15 protein-coding genes are annotated in these 16,185 nt (G+C 48.4%); 5 read left to right on the top strand and 10 right to left on the bottom strand.

The genetic code is table 11. From position 1 onward, the window contains the following. Positions 1 to 16: 16 nt before the first annotated feature. The 8 genes from ACYVGO_RS07575 to ACYVGO_RS07540 all read right to left on the bottom strand — a co-directional run bounded on the left by ACYVGO_RS07575 (position 17) and on the right by ACYVGO_RS07540 (position 11,090). Positions 17 to 1,711: a hypothetical protein gene (locus tag ACYVGO_RS07575; RefSeq protein WP_460968715.1), complete on the bottom strand. Its 1,695-nt coding sequence runs from the start codon at positions 1,709 to 1,711 to the stop codon at positions 17 to 19. Positions 1,712 to 2,060: 349 nt separating this feature from the next. After that, complete coding sequence (locus ACYVGO_RS07570; RefSeq protein ID WP_460968713.1) at positions 2,061 to 2,819, bottom strand: hypothetical protein; 759 nt, start codon at positions 2,817 to 2,819, stop codon at positions 2,061 to 2,063. Between the two features lie 35 nt (positions 2,820 to 2,854). Beyond that, positions 2,855 to 3,550: a hypothetical protein gene (locus tag ACYVGO_RS07565; RefSeq protein WP_460968711.1), complete on the bottom strand. Its 696-nt coding sequence runs from the start codon at positions 3,548 to 3,550 to the stop codon at positions 2,855 to 2,857. A gap of 44 nt (positions 3,551 to 3,594) precedes the next feature. Then, a complete protein-coding gene (locus tag ACYVGO_RS07560; protein WP_460968709.1) occupies positions 3,595 to 5,217 on the bottom strand; it encodes a S8 family peptidase in 1,623 nt (540 codons plus the stop codon). A gap of 45 nt (positions 5,218 to 5,262) precedes the next feature. Then, positions 5,263 to 6,396, bottom strand: a complete 1,134-nt coding sequence (locus tag ACYVGO_RS07555) for a hypothetical protein (RefSeq protein WP_460968707.1) — start codon at positions 6,394 to 6,396, stop codon at positions 5,263 to 5,265. 47 nt (positions 6,397 to 6,443) lie between these two features. Continuing rightward, positions 6,444 to 7,070 carry a response regulator transcription factor gene (locus ACYVGO_RS07550; protein WP_142775851.1) on the bottom strand — a complete coding sequence of 209 codons (627 nt, stop codon included), beginning with the start codon at positions 7,068 to 7,070 and terminating at the stop codon, positions 6,444 to 6,446. Between the two features lie 103 nt (positions 7,071 to 7,173). Then, complete coding sequence (locus ACYVGO_RS07545; protein ID WP_460968704.1) at positions 7,174 to 9,120, bottom strand: tetratricopeptide repeat-containing sensor histidine kinase; 1,947 nt, start codon at positions 9,118 to 9,120, stop codon at positions 7,174 to 7,176. 29 nt (positions 9,121 to 9,149) lie between these two features. Then, entirely contained in the window at positions 9,150 to 11,090 is a 1,941-nt protein-coding gene (locus ACYVGO_RS07540) for a tetratricopeptide repeat-containing sensor histidine kinase (protein ID WP_460968702.1), read from the bottom strand. A 180-nt stretch (positions 11,091 to 11,270) separates the two neighbouring features. Between ACYVGO_RS07540 and ACYVGO_RS07535 the strand changes: the two genes are divergently transcribed. The 3 genes from ACYVGO_RS07535 (at position 11,271) to ACYVGO_RS07525 (ending at position 13,903) form a co-directional block, all read left to right on the top strand. Beyond that, positions 11,271 to 11,882, top strand: coding sequence for a TetR/AcrR family transcriptional regulator (locus ACYVGO_RS07535; protein ID WP_142775853.1), 612 nt, complete (start codon positions 11,271 to 11,273; stop codon positions 11,880 to 11,882). 166 nt (positions 11,883 to 12,048) lie between these two features. Then, positions 12,049 to 13,431 carry a TolC family protein gene (locus ACYVGO_RS07530; RefSeq protein ID WP_460968700.1) on the top strand — a complete coding sequence of 461 codons (1,383 nt, stop codon included), beginning with the start codon at positions 12,049 to 12,051 and terminating at the stop codon, positions 13,429 to 13,431. 37 nt (positions 13,432 to 13,468) lie between these two features. Beyond that, the gene (locus ACYVGO_RS07525) at positions 13,469 to 13,903 is read left to right on the top strand and encodes a DUF3995 domain-containing protein (RefSeq protein ID WP_460968698.1); all 435 of its coding nucleotides are present in this window, start codon (positions 13,469 to 13,471) and stop codon (positions 13,901 to 13,903) included. A 70-nt stretch (positions 13,904 to 13,973) separates the two neighbouring features. On the opposite strand, the gene ACYVGO_RS07520 is transcribed toward ACYVGO_RS07525, so the two are convergent. Both ACYVGO_RS07520 and ACYVGO_RS07515 read right to left on the bottom strand, forming a co-directional pair. Then, positions 13,974 to 14,303: a DUF5615 family PIN-like protein gene (locus tag ACYVGO_RS07520; RefSeq protein WP_460968696.1), complete on the bottom strand. Its 330-nt coding sequence runs from the start codon at positions 14,301 to 14,303 to the stop codon at positions 13,974 to 13,976. After that, the gene (locus ACYVGO_RS07515; protein ID WP_460968695.1) at positions 14,296 to 14,514 is read right to left on the bottom strand and encodes a DUF433 domain-containing protein; all 219 of its coding nucleotides are present in this window, start codon (positions 14,512 to 14,514) and stop codon (positions 14,296 to 14,298) included. The genes ACYVGO_RS07520 and ACYVGO_RS07515 overlap by 8 nt, the downstream gene beginning before the upstream one ends. Positions 14,515 to 14,591: 77 nt before the next feature. Between ACYVGO_RS07515 and ACYVGO_RS07510 the strand changes: the two genes are divergently transcribed. Together ACYVGO_RS07510 and ACYVGO_RS07505 are read left to right on the top strand one after the other, a co-directional pair. After that, the gene (locus tag ACYVGO_RS07510) at positions 14,592 to 15,656 is read left to right on the top strand and encodes an efflux RND transporter periplasmic adaptor subunit (RefSeq protein WP_460968693.1); all 1,065 of its coding nucleotides are present in this window, start codon (positions 14,592 to 14,594) and stop codon (positions 15,654 to 15,656) included. Next, positions 15,653 to 16,099, top strand: a complete 447-nt coding sequence (locus ACYVGO_RS07505) for a four helix bundle protein (RefSeq protein ID WP_460968691.1) — start codon at positions 15,653 to 15,655, stop codon at positions 16,097 to 16,099. The genes ACYVGO_RS07510 and ACYVGO_RS07505 overlap by 4 nt, the downstream gene beginning before the upstream one ends. The last annotated feature ends 86 nt before the right edge of the window (positions 16,100 to 16,185 follow it).

The raw sequence follows: 16,185 nt of genomic DNA, 5'->3' as shown, positions 1-16,185 counted from the left end.
TGTGTTTAAGCAAGATTTAAAATGAGATTCCATAGCCGAGATTACCTCTGAGTTCGTTGAAAGTCTGTCCCTGAATGCCCGTATTCGAATTCAAATAGTTGATGGCCAGGCTCAGGTTCTGCCGTTTGGCAACCTGATAGCCCGCATTCGCCGAAATAGTCAGCACCTTACCCAGCAAGCCCGACTGCTGATTGATCAGGTAGCTACCGCTGGCTGAGGTCGTTAATTTCTTATCGAAAAAAGCTTGTGTGGCTCCTATCGTTGGTCCGTAGAATCGCACCGTCCGGTTGCTGTCGCCAACGGCAATGGGCAGTTGCGTTTGGGTGTACGACAGCATACCATTGAAGCCCCAGCCGGTGGTTGTTTGCTGGTAGAAATAGCCCAGATTCAGGTTGACATTGTTGTTCTCAGTCTGGCTGGCGGTATTGGCGTTCAGATCGCTGAGTTTTTGATAGGTCGTTGTTAGGGTGAACACCTGTAGCACATCCTCTTTCTGAAGTGTATAGCGCGTATTAACGGTGGCCGAGAGGTTATTCTGTGCCAGCCGAACCGTGTCGATAATCGGGCGAATGCCCGCCTGCTGACTGATGCCGTAGTTGGACAGTTGCACATCGAGGCCGAATTTGGTTTCCGGATTATACGAAACGACCAATGAGCCAATCGTCCGACCAGTACGGGCACTTTTGTTCTGCGCCAGGTTATCGTACTGAATCCCGTAGCTACCTGATAGTCGAAGTTTGCCTTCCAGCAGATTCAGGTTCGGCGCGATGGCGTAACTCTCAATATCGCTCTGGAAGTAATAAGCGCCCATGGTCTGAAAATTGGGGTCGATCCGTTTGTACTGGAGTTTGATACCCGCCTGCTGGCCCCGGTACCCAATAGCGGCCTGGGTTGCCTGCGTCACCTGCGTCGACAGGCGGGGTGTCAGCAATTGTCCGAAGAAGCGCGTAATGGGACTACTCCCCTCTCCCGACACGATACTGGCCCGTACATCGCGGGTGAAGGCACTTACGGCAGCGTCTAACTCCACCGTAATGTGTTTGACAATCAACAGTCTGGTAGTGAGCCCGACAACCAGATTCTCGGCGGGCACGACTGTTTGGGTAACCGACTGGGGCACAGAAACAATCGAAGCTGAGTCGTCCTTCGCGCGTAGCATAATAAGATCGACGTAGTTGCCGGGTTTGCCGTAACCAACTTTCACGGCATAACCTGTACGCTGATAGGCCGGGATAATATCGGGCTCGGCCAGATTCGTCGAGATGGCTTTATTGAACCGGCCATACACCGCACCCAGCCGCAGCTTGCCCGGATTTAGTTCAACGCCACCACCCAGAAACGTATGCCCCGCGAGCGTGAACGGGGAGAAGGACACATTCCGATAACCCGCATGAACGGTTGCCCACTTATAGGTTGGCGATACGCCAAATTGATTGAAGGGTTGCCGAAAGCTATTGCCCTGATTACCCAATACGGCCGAGAAAGGGAGTGAAATACCACCGGGTAAAGCCACGGTTACGGAGCCGCTTAACCCAAAGGGTGCCGGTTGGTTGCGGGCCGCTATGCCGCTGGCGGTATAAAACCCGGCATAGGCATTCAGCCCACCCGATACCTTTATCGGTACTGATTTAGGGGTTGGAGGGTCGGTCTGAGCCCAGGTTGGAGAACTCAGCCATAACCCACAAAGAACAAGTAGTAAAGATGAGCGCATTCCCGGACACAGGTTTTAGATTACTGTCGAATACCTGTGTCAAAACTACCTATAGCGTCTGCGCGCATCAATCGGATAAATGTATGATAGGGAAACTACGCGAACCACCAAACTACCAGTAAATCACTAATAGCCAATGATTTACCAAAGGGCCAGAATTAAACCTTGTCTGGCTCAATACGTAGTTGTACCTAATGAACGAGGGTAGCGGGTTTCCATCTACTTTCTGTTGACTGATTTGACCCCGTTGGGGTTAGCTGTTTATGGGGGTTTCGTTTCTATAAACATCCGCCCCCAACGGGGTCAAAATGAATTCGTATATGACTAATCTCAAGCCATTCAACTACAACTAAAAACTCACCTGCATACTCTGCACCGACGGATTAAGTACCTGCATCGAGGCCGACGATGAGAGGAATTCGCCATCGCCCATTAGCTGGTTGTAGGCCTTCTCCTGGGCGGGCGTTTTGGTAACCGGAGCACCGAGTCCAATCGATAGAAACGCCTTCTTGTTCAACTGTGCCAGTTTACCACCTTGCCAATTGGACACCATGCCGCCATAGTCCCATTCGAAACCCCATACCTTGAAGGGCTTGCCGTTCCGCGCTTCCAGTTCTTTCAGCGTCGTGCCAATGCGCAATCCGTCAGCCGTTGTCCAGCGAGTGGGCGCAACGTTTGGAATCACAAGTCCCTCGTCGTCAAGGAGTTTCGGGCGAATAAGGATCGTTTGAGGATGGGTACGTTTCTCGTTATCAGTAAAAATAATCTGTACTTCGTCGGCAGTGCCTTTATAGAGCGTTGTACCGGTAAACTCTTCGCCTTCAGCACCGTATAGCGTATCGCCCGCCGTAACAATGGATGGCCCAAGAAGATGGAGTAAATCTGCTTCGGATGTGGTTGGCCGGATGGGACCAACCTGTTTGCCCGGTATAATCAGAAAATCACCGGCAACGGCCTGATTGGCAGTACTTGATTGAGGAGCAATGGCTACTGCCTGCGAGTCGGCCTGTGGTTGTTTGGTGGCCTGATCGGTTGTGGATGGTTTCGGCCGACAGGCTGCGATAAGCGTAACCAGGAGCAGAACGAATAGTACAGATGAACGATGCATGAGCTAGTATACGGTGTGGATAGAACTTGTCAATGTCAGTTCGCAGAAGAAGGATCGCCGGTAATAGCGGGTTGAATATCAATCCAGGCCTCTGCCCTGTCGCGAAGTGGAGTCTGAACAGACGTCGTAAACTTGGTTGTTGTTACGTCATTTTCAAGATATACTTCGTGCGGACCAATCATTAGGCCATCTTTTTTACTATAAATCCACGATAGGTCGAAGGTAAGTATGGCCTGGTCGTTGAGTCCGGCAGGCATAGCCACCCCCGATACCACAGTTGAAATTTCATCGGAGGGTAAGCAGGCTGTCACTTTACACGTACGGATCTGGTATCCTTTGCCGACCGGGAAAGCGGGGGTGTTCCGGCGGGTAAAATACGCTTTTACCGTGTAGGTTATCAGCCCCCCTTGTCCGGCAGGGGCCGACTTTTTAGCCTTGTAGAACGGCAATAAAGTAATTGCAGGCTGCCCTTTTACGGGTTTCACCGTTCCCAGCAACGAGCCATCGTTGCCATAAAACTCCAGTTTGTCGAACGAAAATTCGCAGGCGTAGGGCCGGTCTTTTCCGTCCGTTAGTTTGCAGGGCAGATTAAGCGGAGGAATCTTCTGCTTAGGATTAAACTTGATGGTCAGACTGCTGGGCTTGGTTAGCGTATACGAAAGCGGTTTTTGGGCCTGTAAAGACAATGACAGCGTAAGGGCTATCAACACCAGAATTACCTGTGTTTTCATGGTTGGATTAGTTAAGAGATGGAAAAGTTAAGGGTAGCTATTCGCTATTTTCTGGTCGTAATGGCTTGTTCGGCCATGGCCAGTTTCACGGCTTCGTAGAGGTTGACAATGGCACCGGTTTTCGATAGCGACGCAAAGTCGACTTTCTGCTTCGTTCCGGGTTTGACTACTTGTGTGTGGTAAGGCACCGCCGATTTCAGAATGATACGTTTAATATCCGCCGGACTTAGTTCAGGGAAATAGCTTTTCAGCACGGCTGCGATACCAGCCACTACGGGCGCGGCCATACTAGTGCCACTCGATGGCCCATAAGTTCCCTTGGGCGTTGTTGACTGGATTAAGACGCCGGGTGCGAATACATCCACCATCTGCTGGCCATAGTTGGAAAACGGAGCCACCAGCGTACTGTCGTTCTGCCGGCTACTGGCTCCTACCGTAATCATATTGAGTATGGTTTGTCCATTCAGATAGGTGGACGAGGGATATTGTCGGGCTGAGTCGAGATCGAGATGGTCGTTTCCAGCGGCATGAAGCAGCAACACCCCTTTTGTATTGGCATACCGGATAGCCTCATCAACAATCGTTTTTTCGGGAGAAAAGTACTTTCCAAAGCTCATATTGATGACGCTGGCCCCATTATCGACGGCGTATCGGATGGCATTGGCCACGTCTTTATCGCGTTCATCGCCATTGGGGATCGCCACTACACTCATAATTTGCACATGATCGGCTATTCCTCTTATACCCAGGGAGTTGATTCGATAGGCGGCAATAATTCCCGATACATGCGTACCGTGCCGGGTGCCCCGCTCGGTGTAATCGCCAATGGCATCGGCATTACCATAGTGGCGTTCAGTAAGGTTTTCGGGATGATCCCCAATGCCTGGTCGTGGATTAAAGTCCAGATTGTATTCACGATCGAGCCTGTCTTTAAGCCGCTTATTAAAGGACGTGTAAAAAATGAGCACAGAGTCGAGATCAGCCTTATCATTCCGTTTCAGATTCTGGTAATAGTCGCGGGCATACTGGAGTAAAGTAGTATCGGTAAAAGCCGGATAGTGAAGCATTGCCGTATCTACCTTACTCGTACCAAAGGCCTTTTTTAGCTGTGCTACGTGGTCCTGATCTTCTTTAAGTAATTGACTGTCTTTTTGGTAGTCTTTTTCGGCTTCAGTTCGCTTTTGTTCAAAATAAGGCTTTACCTGCTGGTACAAATCAAACTCAGTCTGTTGGACCGGAGTTAAAGACGCTCTCGTTTTTCCTTCGTACACTGGTTTTAGCCGAGCGTAAAGCCGGGTTTCTTCTTTCTGTTCATCGGCTATCGTATGCCCATCTTTCAGGCCAATAAAGTTCCAGCCATGAATGTCATCTACATATCCATTGTGGTCATCATCCTTCCCGTTACCGTCAATCTCCTTTGCATTCGTCCACAACATCGACTTCAGATCTTCGTGATTCGTATCAACTCCTCCATCAATGACCGCAACAATAACTGGACGGACTGGCGTGTGTAAGGTTTTCAGTAACTCATAGGCTCGTTCGGTACTGATGCCAATGGTTTTATCTGTTGCCGGATCGAGGTGATGCCACTGCCTGATCGGGGTGGTTTGGGCATAGCCTACCGACATAAAGCTCCCAAGCACGGCAAGAAGCGTGTACGTTTTCATAAAATTTCCTGGTTAAACGTTTTGGCATCGGCAAATGAGATACGCTTATTTCAATCGAGCCAGTTGCATATCTAAGGTGTCTTTCCAGATGACACCATGTAGCTTCATCGCTTTGGCTGTGCGTTGGGCAACTGTAGCCCGAAGCGTATCCTTGATTTTATCGTTATCGCGAAAAAAGACAATCTGTAAACTGTTTTTTGTACTGTCAAATTGATAGTCACCCCTAAAGCTTTCGGTGGGTTTGTAGCGATACGGATTGGGGCTAAAGGCACAGGAATTACCCTGCGAAAAATAGAGTCGGTTCCAGGCCAGTGAATCTGTTAGCCAGGCCGTAGCAGGTACTATCTGACCGTTACGCAGTAGTTTTTCAACTTTCCAGGTGCCTTCCAGGACTTTATCGCTCCTGTCGGTCAATAGAAACGATTCGATCATGGCAAATGCAGCAACGATGGGAATCACGCGTAACCCATGTTTTACCCAATTGTGGCCCAGTGTAACCGGAGGTAACCGGTCCAACAGATCCCAGAAAGCCGCTTTGAGTTTGTTGCTATCGAGTACTAGAAAAAAGACAAGGCAAAGCGTGTAGACAACAGAGTTAAAAAAGGCACCGACAGCAATCTCATAAAACAAATTAATCAGGACAATATTGACCATCACCGGTAGCAGAATCATGGCACCCAATAGCGTTGTCCGGCGGTACAGCAGCAGGATTGAGCCCCCAATCTGAACGAGCGCAATGATGACAGCCAGAGTGTATGAATAGCCAAAATAATACCAGGTCAGGCCAAAACCGCTGACATCACCCATTGGCATATCAAGGCGGTAGGTGGGTGATTGAAGCTGAGTTTTTAGAATTTTAGCGAACCCATAGGTTGCAATAGAAAAGGCTAGCCAGTAGCGAATAATGCCCTGCATCCAGGCATGACGCAACCCACTGTTTAAGTCCGTCAATTTTTCGCGTTGTTGCCAGAACCAACTATAGAGTATGCTACTTACCAAAGCAATACCAACGATACCCATTAGCACATAGCTAAAGTATTGACCATACTCCATCCAAAACGACGGAGGAAGCAACTCGAGCGGTATCATCAGGAGACTCAATAGCGCAATGCCCGTTAAGAGTGACTCGCAAAATTTAAAGAACCAATTGGTACGGCCGAACGATTGCGATTGAGTCATGGTAGTTTTGGGGAAATGTGGATAACTCGTCTTACTTATCAACACGCCTACTTAAACAACCCTGTTTTCAGTGCTTTTGCTACCGCTTCCGATTTGGAGTTGACGTGCAGTTTTTCGTAAATATTGACAATGTGGGTTCGGACCGTGCCCATGCTGATTCCGCAATGATGCGCAATGAGTTTGTAGCTATCGCCTTCTACAAGTCGTTGCAATACCTCTTTTTCTTTATCGGTGAGCAGAAAATCAGCGACTTTAGGTTGCCGGAAGGCGTCCAGCACTTTCAGGGCAATAGAGGGCGTCATGGCCGCTCCCCCACTCATCACCTCATGAATGGATTCAATAATTTTATCGGCAGGCGTTTTCTTTAACAGGTAACCCACCGCTCCCGCAGAGATGGCCGCAAAGATGCGCTCAACGTCTTCAAAAACGGTCAGCATCAGAATTTTAGGACGTGTCGTTTGCGCCCGAATGAGCTTAACGGCTTCGATACCCGTGCGTCCGGGCATATCGATGTCCATCAGGATAACGTCTGGCTGGTTATAGAGCACCTCTTCAACGGCCGTAAGCGCATTGGGGTATTTGCCCGTTACGATCAGATCGTCGGTTGCATCGAAAACCAACGCCAGGGTTTCGCGCAGGGAATCATTATCGTCGAAAATAGAGACGCGAATCATGGAGTTCTTGTTTTCCAGGCCTAAAGTGTAGCCCTTAAACCGCTTTTATCAGACAAAAATACGGTATCGACTAATGCTCGTAAATCGGATAAATGTATGACTCTTACGGATTGATGACCAGTTGCAAACGAGTTCCCTGCCCCGGTGCTGATTGAACGTCTAGCGAACCACCCATCGCTTCGGCCCGCTGCTTCATGCTGCTTTGACCCGTTCGTTCGCTTAGTTGGGCGGGATCGAAACCTCGACCATTATCCTGAATCATTACCTGAAGCTGGTCATTTTTCCGCTCGAACCGGACGGTAGCCTGTGTAGCGCCTGAGTATTTAATTAGGTTGTTAATGGCTTCTTTACCAATCAAATACAAACTCCGGCGCACTTCCATGGAAATTGGCGCGTCTCCCAAAGCGGGATCAATCTGAAAGGAGCATTCGATACCTTTCGACTCCATCAACGGTTGTGCATACTCCTGCAGGCGCAGGGCAATCCGGTGTAAGGAGTCGTTGCCGGGGTTGATGGTCCAGATAATTTCATCGATGGATTCGAGAATCTGGCGGGCATCGGTGTAGATTTTCTGTACCAGCCTCTGAGCCGTTTCGGATGTATCCATGCCGGGCCGATTCTGCCTCAGCAGCGTATCGGTATGGCCACTCAATATCGAGATACTGCTCAACGTGCTGCCCACTTCATCGTGCAGATCGTGCGCAATCTGTTTACGTAAACGCTGGGCCTCTTCGAGCCGTTGAAACCGGGATCGGTTGAGTAACCAGGCACTCACGCTGGCGCCTAACAGCAGTAGCAGTACACTGCCCGCAATGAATACATTGGTTCGAAATTGGATGCGCTCACGCTCTTGCTGGTTGAGTTTGGCTTGCTGCTGAAGAAGTTTGATCTGCGCTTCTTTCTTTTCTGTTTCGTATTTGGCCACCATTCGCTGCACTTCGGCTGAGGTACGAACGGTGGTCGTGGAGTCCATACGCTGATTTCGTTCGAGCTGGAATACGTAGGCTTGCTGGAAGTCTTTCATACCACCGTACACATCGGCCAGCCCCTGCGTATAGATAGCAATTTTAGTATTGTCCTTCAATTCATTAGCCAGGGCCAGGGCCTTTTTCATATTCTGCTCTGCCAGCTTATAGTCTTTTAGTTCTTCATACACCTGCCCCAGATTAAAATAATCGGTAGCCATCGCCCCTTTACTTTCCTGCTTCTTGTTGAGAACCAACGCTTGCTCTATGGAGCGTTTTGCTTCCTCAAGTCGTTTGCTCTTTCGTAAAACTAAGCCTGTATTGACTAAAATATCTGCCTGTAACAACTCTGACTCAGACTCTTTTGCGTGTTTACCGGCTATTCGGTAGTAGGCTAATGCTTTATCGTATTGGTCTAGGTCGTCATAGCATCTGCCTATATTCTGTTCGGAAATGGCCATACCGTAAGGGTATTTTAAGTTCTGGTTCAGCACGAGTGCCTGCTGAAAATACCCAATGGCTTCGCGAGGGCGTTTGGTCTCTTTCAGGGCAAGACCAACGCCGATGTATGTATTCTCATTACGGGGCAGGATGTTATACTGCTCCTGCATACGAAGCGAACGCAGTGAAATGTCGAGGGCCTTTTCCTGCTGATTTAGGTTACGATACGCCGTTCCGAGGTTCGTCATGGCGTTGGCCAGTATACGCGGAGAGAGCTTATTAGCCTCCGCAATCGCCAGTGCTTTCTGCAAATACTCCAGCGTTTGTTGTCCTCTGCCCAACAGGTAGTAATTGGCCCCCAGAAAGGTATTTGCCTGATAGATACCCCGGCCGAAACTCAGCTTGATTGCTAGTTTTTCGGCCGCACGAAGCAATGAATCGGCCCGGTCGTAATTGGCCTTTGTCTTGGTCGTCAGATTCCCCAGCCGAAGCAATGCATTCACATAATTTGTATCAGTTGGCGGGTGGGTTTGCACATAGATTCCCAGTGAATCGAGTGATTTGGGTATTTGGGCGATTACCAGGTTGCTACTCAGTAGGGTCAGGCAGATTGCAGTCAGTCGTAAACAGGCAAGGAATTTCATCGATTTCAGCGGCAGAGTTAGGTCGTATTTTATCCGGCTATAGCGGTTGTCAACACCAGGCGGGTACCTTGCTCGGGAGCGGACTGTACATCCAGTGATCCGCCCATGGCTTCGGCTCGCTGCTTCATGCTGGTCTGACCAGTGCGTTCACGGGGCTTTGTCACATCAAAGCCCCGACCATTGTCCTCAATCAGCACCTCAAGCTGATCGGCTCGCCGGGCAAACCGAACCGTAGCCTGTGTTGCCTCCGAATACTTAATCAAATTATTAATGGCCTCTTTACCAATCAGATACAAACTCCGCCGAACCTCCATCGAGACAGGAATATCGGCCAGAGCAGGATCGGTTTGAAACGAGAAGCTGATAGCCTTCGATTCCATCAGTGGTTGCGCATACTCCTGAAGTCGCATAGCGATCCGTTGCAGGGAATCATTGCCGGGATTGATGGTCCATATAATCTCGTCCATAGCGTCCAGAATCTGGCGGGCATCGGTGTTAATTTTTTGGATAGCCCGCTCAACAGCCTCGGGTCGTTTTTGAGCAATGAGGCTGTTAACCATACCACTGAGCAGGGAGATACTGCTGAGCGTGCTGCCCACTTCATCGTGCAGATCGTGCGCAATCTGCTTGCGTAACGCCTGGGCTTCCTCCAGCCGCCGGAGCCGGGAGCGGTTGAGTAACCAGGCACTTACAGCCGCCCCGAGCAGGAGCAACAGAATACCGCCAATGAGTAGCGCATTTGTTTGTAAACGCCTATTGATCAGTTCTTTGTCACGAAGTTGAGCCTGCTGGCGGAGCAATTTTATTTCCTGTTCTTTCTTTTCGGTTTTGTACTGAGCCACCAGGCGCTGCACTTCGGCGCTGGTTCGAACCACGGTGTTCGAGTCAATTTGCCTGTTCTTTTCAAGCTGATAAACGTAGGCCTGTTGAAAGTTTTTCATGCCGCCGTATAGGTCGGCCAGCCCTTGTGTGTAGTTGGCAATCTGCTCTTTATCACCCCGCTCCGTCGCCAATTGAAGAGCTTTTTTCATATTCGCTTCGGCGGGTTTGTAGTCTTTCAGTTCTTCATAAATCTGCCCCAGATTGAAATAAGCCGTGGCCATGGTTCCCTTATTCTGTTGCTTCCGGCCAATAGCCAGCGACCGTTCTACATAGGGAATACCCTCTTTAAATCGACTTGACAATTTCAGGGCTAAGCCAATATTGACCAGAATATCGGCCTGTAGCAACTCATACTCTACATCTTCGGCATGTTTTAGCGCCATTCTGTACGAAGCCAGCGACTTATCATACCGCTTGAGGCCATCATAACAGATACCCACGTTATTTTCTATAATGGCCATGCCGCGAATATTTTTCTCTACGAGCATCAAGGCTAACGCCTGTTGATAATAGACAAGAGCCTCTTTGGGTTTATTCAGCTCCCGATAGGCGTTGCCCAGACCACCATAGGTAGTTGCAATGCGCGGTTGCACATTATACTGTTCCTGAAGGCGCAGCGAGCGCAGTTGCATAGCCACAACCTTGTCGTACTGCTGTAATTTGCTCAGGGCAGCTGCTACGTTCGAAATGGCGCCACAAATAAAGCGCGGACTCAGTTTGTAGTTTTCGGCCGTTGTCAATGCTTTCTGGAAGTACTCGAGTGCCTGTTGCGGCCTGTCGGTCAGGTAATAGATGGATGCCAGATTGGTATAGGCTCTACTCAGCCCTAAACCATAGTTCAGTTTAATCGCGAGCTTTTCGGATACGCGCAATACGGAATCGGCCCGGTTATAATCGGGGTTCCCTTTCTCATGTAGTTCTCGGCCCATTATGTTCAGGGCTATTACGTAGTTGGTATCCTGAACGGTATGCGTTTTCAGATAAACCATTACCGAATCGAGTGATTTGGGCACCTGCGCCAACGCAGTAGAAAACGTGGTAATTAGTAACTTAATGAACAATAAATTAACTAAATAGCTCTGTTTCATATCTTTCATAGAGTCGACACCTTAAATATGAATGAATAATCAGTTAATTGAAAATTGCTTTAGGGATCGGTCATTTAGAGGGTCTAGTATGGCCTTTAAATCAATAATTTTCAAAAACAGGCACAAATTCTTGTTTACTAAACAGTGTTCATTAAGTTTGCAACGTTAATTAACAAATCAATGGGAATCGTAGAGCGGAAAGAGCGGGAGCGGGAAGAAATGCGGCAACTAATTCTGGATGGGGCGCAAAAGCTTTTTCTGGCCAATGGGTTCGAGAAGGTGAGTATCCGGAATATTGCCGACGAGATTGAGTACAGCCCGGCCACGATCTATCTGTATTTTAAAGATAAAAATGAATTGCTGTTCGCGTTGCATCAACGCGGATTCGTCAAAATGATTGGCGAGTTTCTGCCCCTACAATTACTGACCGATCCGTTTGAAAAACTCGTTGAAATGGGCCGGTCTTACATCCGTTTCGCGGTTGAGAATCCAGAACTGTTCGACCTGATGTTCATCATGAATGCCCCGATGGACACGCTCGATAAGAAAGACTGGGTGGAAGGTGATCAGGCATTTGGGTTACTGATGTCAGTTGTTCAGGAGTGCATGGATGCGGGGATTTTCCAGAAGCACGACGTTCAGTCAACGGCTATGATGATCTGGAGCAGCATTCACGGATACACCGCCTTGTTTTTACGAAAACGCTTGGGCATGATCCCCGAATGCGACCGCCAGTCAGTCATGGATGAAGCGTTCAATCTATTTTGTGAAACGTTAAAGCGAGGGCTGTAAAAAGTTTAATGGATAATGGATAATGGATAATTAAAAATGCATAAAAAATTAACCATTAGCATGTTAACCATTATCAATTATACATTTTACATTATTCATTAACTAAACTGTAAGCTCTATTTTTTTGCCCACATACTAAACACTGTTCATTAATTGATAAGCGATTATGAAGCTCTCTTACAAACATATACGCTACCTGATTTTGCTCTTGCCGGTATCGGCACTAGCCCAACCCGCTCCCGCGAGTCAGTCAACGATTCTGGATGGGTATGTGAAGGAAGGGCTGGCCAATAATCTGGCGCTTCGGCAGGAGTCACTGGAAATTAGCCGCGTCACTGAATCGCTCAACCAGGCGAAGTCGTTGTTTTATCCGCGCGTCGCGTTCAACCCGACCTATTCGCTGGCGGCTGGTGGCCGGCGGTTGGAGTTTCCGGTGGGTGATTTGCTGAATCCGGCCTACAAAACGCTGAACCAGATTATCGGAGCCGATAAGTTTCCGACGAATATTGAGAACGTAAATCAGTTGCTGGCTCCCAACAACTTCCACGACACCAAACTTACCGTTCAGTACTCGCTCTTCAACACCGACATTCAGTATAACTACCTCATTCAGAAACAACTCGTTTCGGCACAGGAAGCCCGGAAACGGGTGGTTGAGAACGAACTTAGATACAATATCGCTACAGCCTACTACCAATATCTGCAAACACTCGATGCCATCCGAATTTTCGACAATTCGCGTCAGCTACTAAACAGTCTGGCGCGCCTGAACGAGAAATTTGTGAGCAATAACGTGGCCACAAAAGAGGTGGTTACATCGGCCCGCTACGAGATCAGTAAGGTCGATCAGCAACTGGCCGTGGCCCAGAAAAACCGGGAAACTGCCCGCGCGTATTTCAATTTTCTGCTCAACCGCGACTTAACAACCCCTATCGATGTCGACTCAACACTTACCAAAATCCTGCCCGAAGCGAAAGAAAACCTGAATGATTTACAACAAACTGCCCTCCATAGCCGACAGGAATTGAGTCAGTTAGGCAATTCTCTACAAGCAGCACAAACAGCCGTTAAACTGAACGAAGCCAACGCTAAAATCCCGAATGTGTATGTGGGAGCGAATACCGGGTTTCAGGGCTTCGGCTATACCTTCCAGAATCAGGCCTACATAGTGGCTCAGGTTGGGTTGCAGTGGGATTTATTCCGGGGCTACGAAAAGCGGTCGAAGATTCAACAGGCTAAAATTCAGACCGAGGCCTTACAGACACGGGTGAGTGAAGTACAGCGACAAATCCAATTGCAGGTGTTGCAGGCCTACTACGATCTCAATGCAGCAACAGAGAGCCTGGCCGCTACACAAAGTGGCATGGTCAACGCCGACCAAACGTTTCGGATCATCGACAGCAAATACCGGAACGGGCAATCGCTGCTGATTGAATTCCTTCGCTACCAGAACGACCAGCTAACGGCGCAATTGCAACATTCGCTGGCCCGCACCGATGTACTTGTAAAACGGGCTGCCTTGGATCGGGCGGTGGCAGTGGGGCAATAAGTAATGGATAATGTACAATGAATAATAGCTCGTGGTCATGATACCTGCCTTTGCAAATGCAATCATTCTATTGGCAATCAGTAGCCTTCATGTTTACTGGGGGCTTGGTGGCAACTGGGGCTTACGGGAATCACTGCCCGAACGGAATGGCACGAAGGCGCTTCAACCGGGCCGATTCATTACCCTCATTGTCGCTATTATTTTCGGTGGTATGGCCTTGTTTTACTTAGCCAAAATCGGCCGACTACCCGAGATTGAGTCGCGGCTACCGACTTGGTTGCGTCAGTACGGACTTTGGGTATTGGCAGGAATTTTTCTCCTGCGTGCCATCGGCGACTTTTACTACGTTGGCTTTTTCAAGCAAATTCGTAACAGTCGCTTTGCGGAGTTAGACACAAAATTTTATTCTCCACTGTGTTTGCTACTGAGTGCAAACACATTCCTGTTGATTTTTTCCCTATCGAAATCATGAAAGCAACTTATACAATTCGATCCTCATCGGTAGAGGCTTCACCTACCCAAAGTGGCTGAATAGCATAACCTTAACGGTCAATCAAGTTGTAATCCTGAATATCGCCTTGCTCGAATAGCAATTTGATTTTTTCGACAAATGGCAGCACCATTTCGTATTGATTATCAAGCGTATCCAGAACAATGAGCTTGACATTCCATTTGCGATAATTCTGTTGATAGCTCAAATTCTTGTCTGCGGTAACCAGGTATTCGATTCCATCACGATTCATTGCCTGCAGCAATTCACCATTACGTAGCGCATGCCAGCCTTTTTCGGGTACAGTAGTAACCTCATAGCCTTCGCCAAATCGGTATTTGAGTTTTTTAGGTAGGTTTTCGTCCAGTAAAAGTTTAGGCACGCGCAGCAGAGTTAAGTGTTACGGTCGATTCGGCTAAGTCTAAAACAGCTAAAGCCTGTTCATATTTGACTGATGGAAAATCATCAATAAACTCAGTTACCGTATGACCACCTTTCACATAGTCAAACAAGTTCTTAACCGGAACTCGTGTGTTAAAGAAAACTGGAGTTCCACTCTGAATATCCGGGTGTATGGTAATGAGTTGATTCATAATTGAAAGTAGTATTGACCAGCACTTTTAGAAACAACGACAACCTAGCAAAAGTGTCTCAGTAAACAAATAAGCACATGAAACTGTCACAATTCATCTACTCCTTTTTATTAGCCGTCACGCTCTGGGCATGCGGCAGCAAAGCCAGCAATAGCGCTGACGAAAAACAAACCGTTCCCCCAGCCGAAGACGCAGTTGTGCCTATCAAACTCACACCCGTCAGTACGGTTGTGCGAGCTGAACCCGTTGTGGCATCGGGCCTGGTTTCCTCGGCGCAGGAAGCCCGGTTGTCGTTCAAAATCGGTGGTATTATCAACCGCATGTTCGTAGAAGAAGGGCAGCCTGTTCGTAAAGGTCAGCTCCTGGCGACCCTCGACTTAACGGAAATTAATGCGCAGGTGAGTCAGGCACAATTCGCCAACGAAAAAGCAGAACGGGATCTCGGACGGGTCAAAAGCCTATATGCCGATACAGCCGCCACGCTGGAGCAACTTCAGAACGCTACTACCGGCACCAGCTTAGCAAAGCAAAACCTAACGATCGCGCAGTTTAACCGGAGTTTCGCCCAAATCCGCTCAACAGTAGATGGAACCGTGACGCGCAAAATTGCGAATGCGGGTGAGTTCATTGCACCGGGCGGGTCGGTCTACACAATTTCATCAAATCGCCCGAATGATTGGGTTGTTCGCGTAGGCGTGTCTGACAAAGACTGGGCCCGACTGCGATTAGGCAATCATGCCAGCATCAAACTCGATGCTTACCCCGACAAAACGTTCAGCGGCACCGTGAGCGAGTTGGCGCAGGCTGCCGATCCGGTCAACAAGCTCTACGAAGTAGAAGTACGAATCAATCCAGGCGCGGTGAAGTTTGCCCCCGGTCTGTTTGCGAAAGTTACACTCGTTCCGGCGCAAAGCCGCAGTTACACACTGGTACCCGTCGAAGCCATTGTGGAAGGGAATGGAAAAGAAGGATTCGTTTACGTACTCGCCGACGACCGAAAACACGTCCGCAAAGTCCCCATTCAGATTGGCTTTCTGGATGGCGATAAAGTGCTGCTGATAAATAGCTTATCAGGCGTTAAGGATGTAGTTACGGGCGGGTCGGCTTATCTAACTGAAGCATCAAGTGTAGTGGTTAAATGAAGAATGGACAATGTAAAATGGATAATGCTATGGAGGACACTGTGAATGAATTCTGGGTTCTTGAGCCGGGAGCCGTTTACGAACAAAAGCCAAATGCAATACTCGATAAATCGTTTGCTTTTGCTATTCGCATTATTAAGCTTCACAAATGGCTGCATAAAAAGCATATTGATATTGCTCCATTAGCCAAACAGGTACTTAGAAGCGGCACATCTATTGGTGCCAACGCCGAAGAAGCGGACGCTGCTTTTACTAAAAAAGAATTTGCCTCTAAACTTGGCATATCGCTTAAGGAAGCTAAAGAAACAAGGTACTGGCTACGTCTATTACATGCTACTGAGTATATAGACGAGGCCATGTTTACATCCCTCCATACGGATACGAATGAGCTGATGCGCTTGCTAATAGCTATTCTTAAAACCACACGGGAGAGCTTAAGATGAATAATGAAAATGGGTAACGACCATAGCCATGGTTATCAATCCGCTTACACAGCAGCCATTGTCCATCAACCATTATACATTATTCA

The organism is Spirosoma migulaei, assembly GCF_054776855.1.
This window is presented reverse-complemented; position numbering and strand designations above follow the sequence as displayed.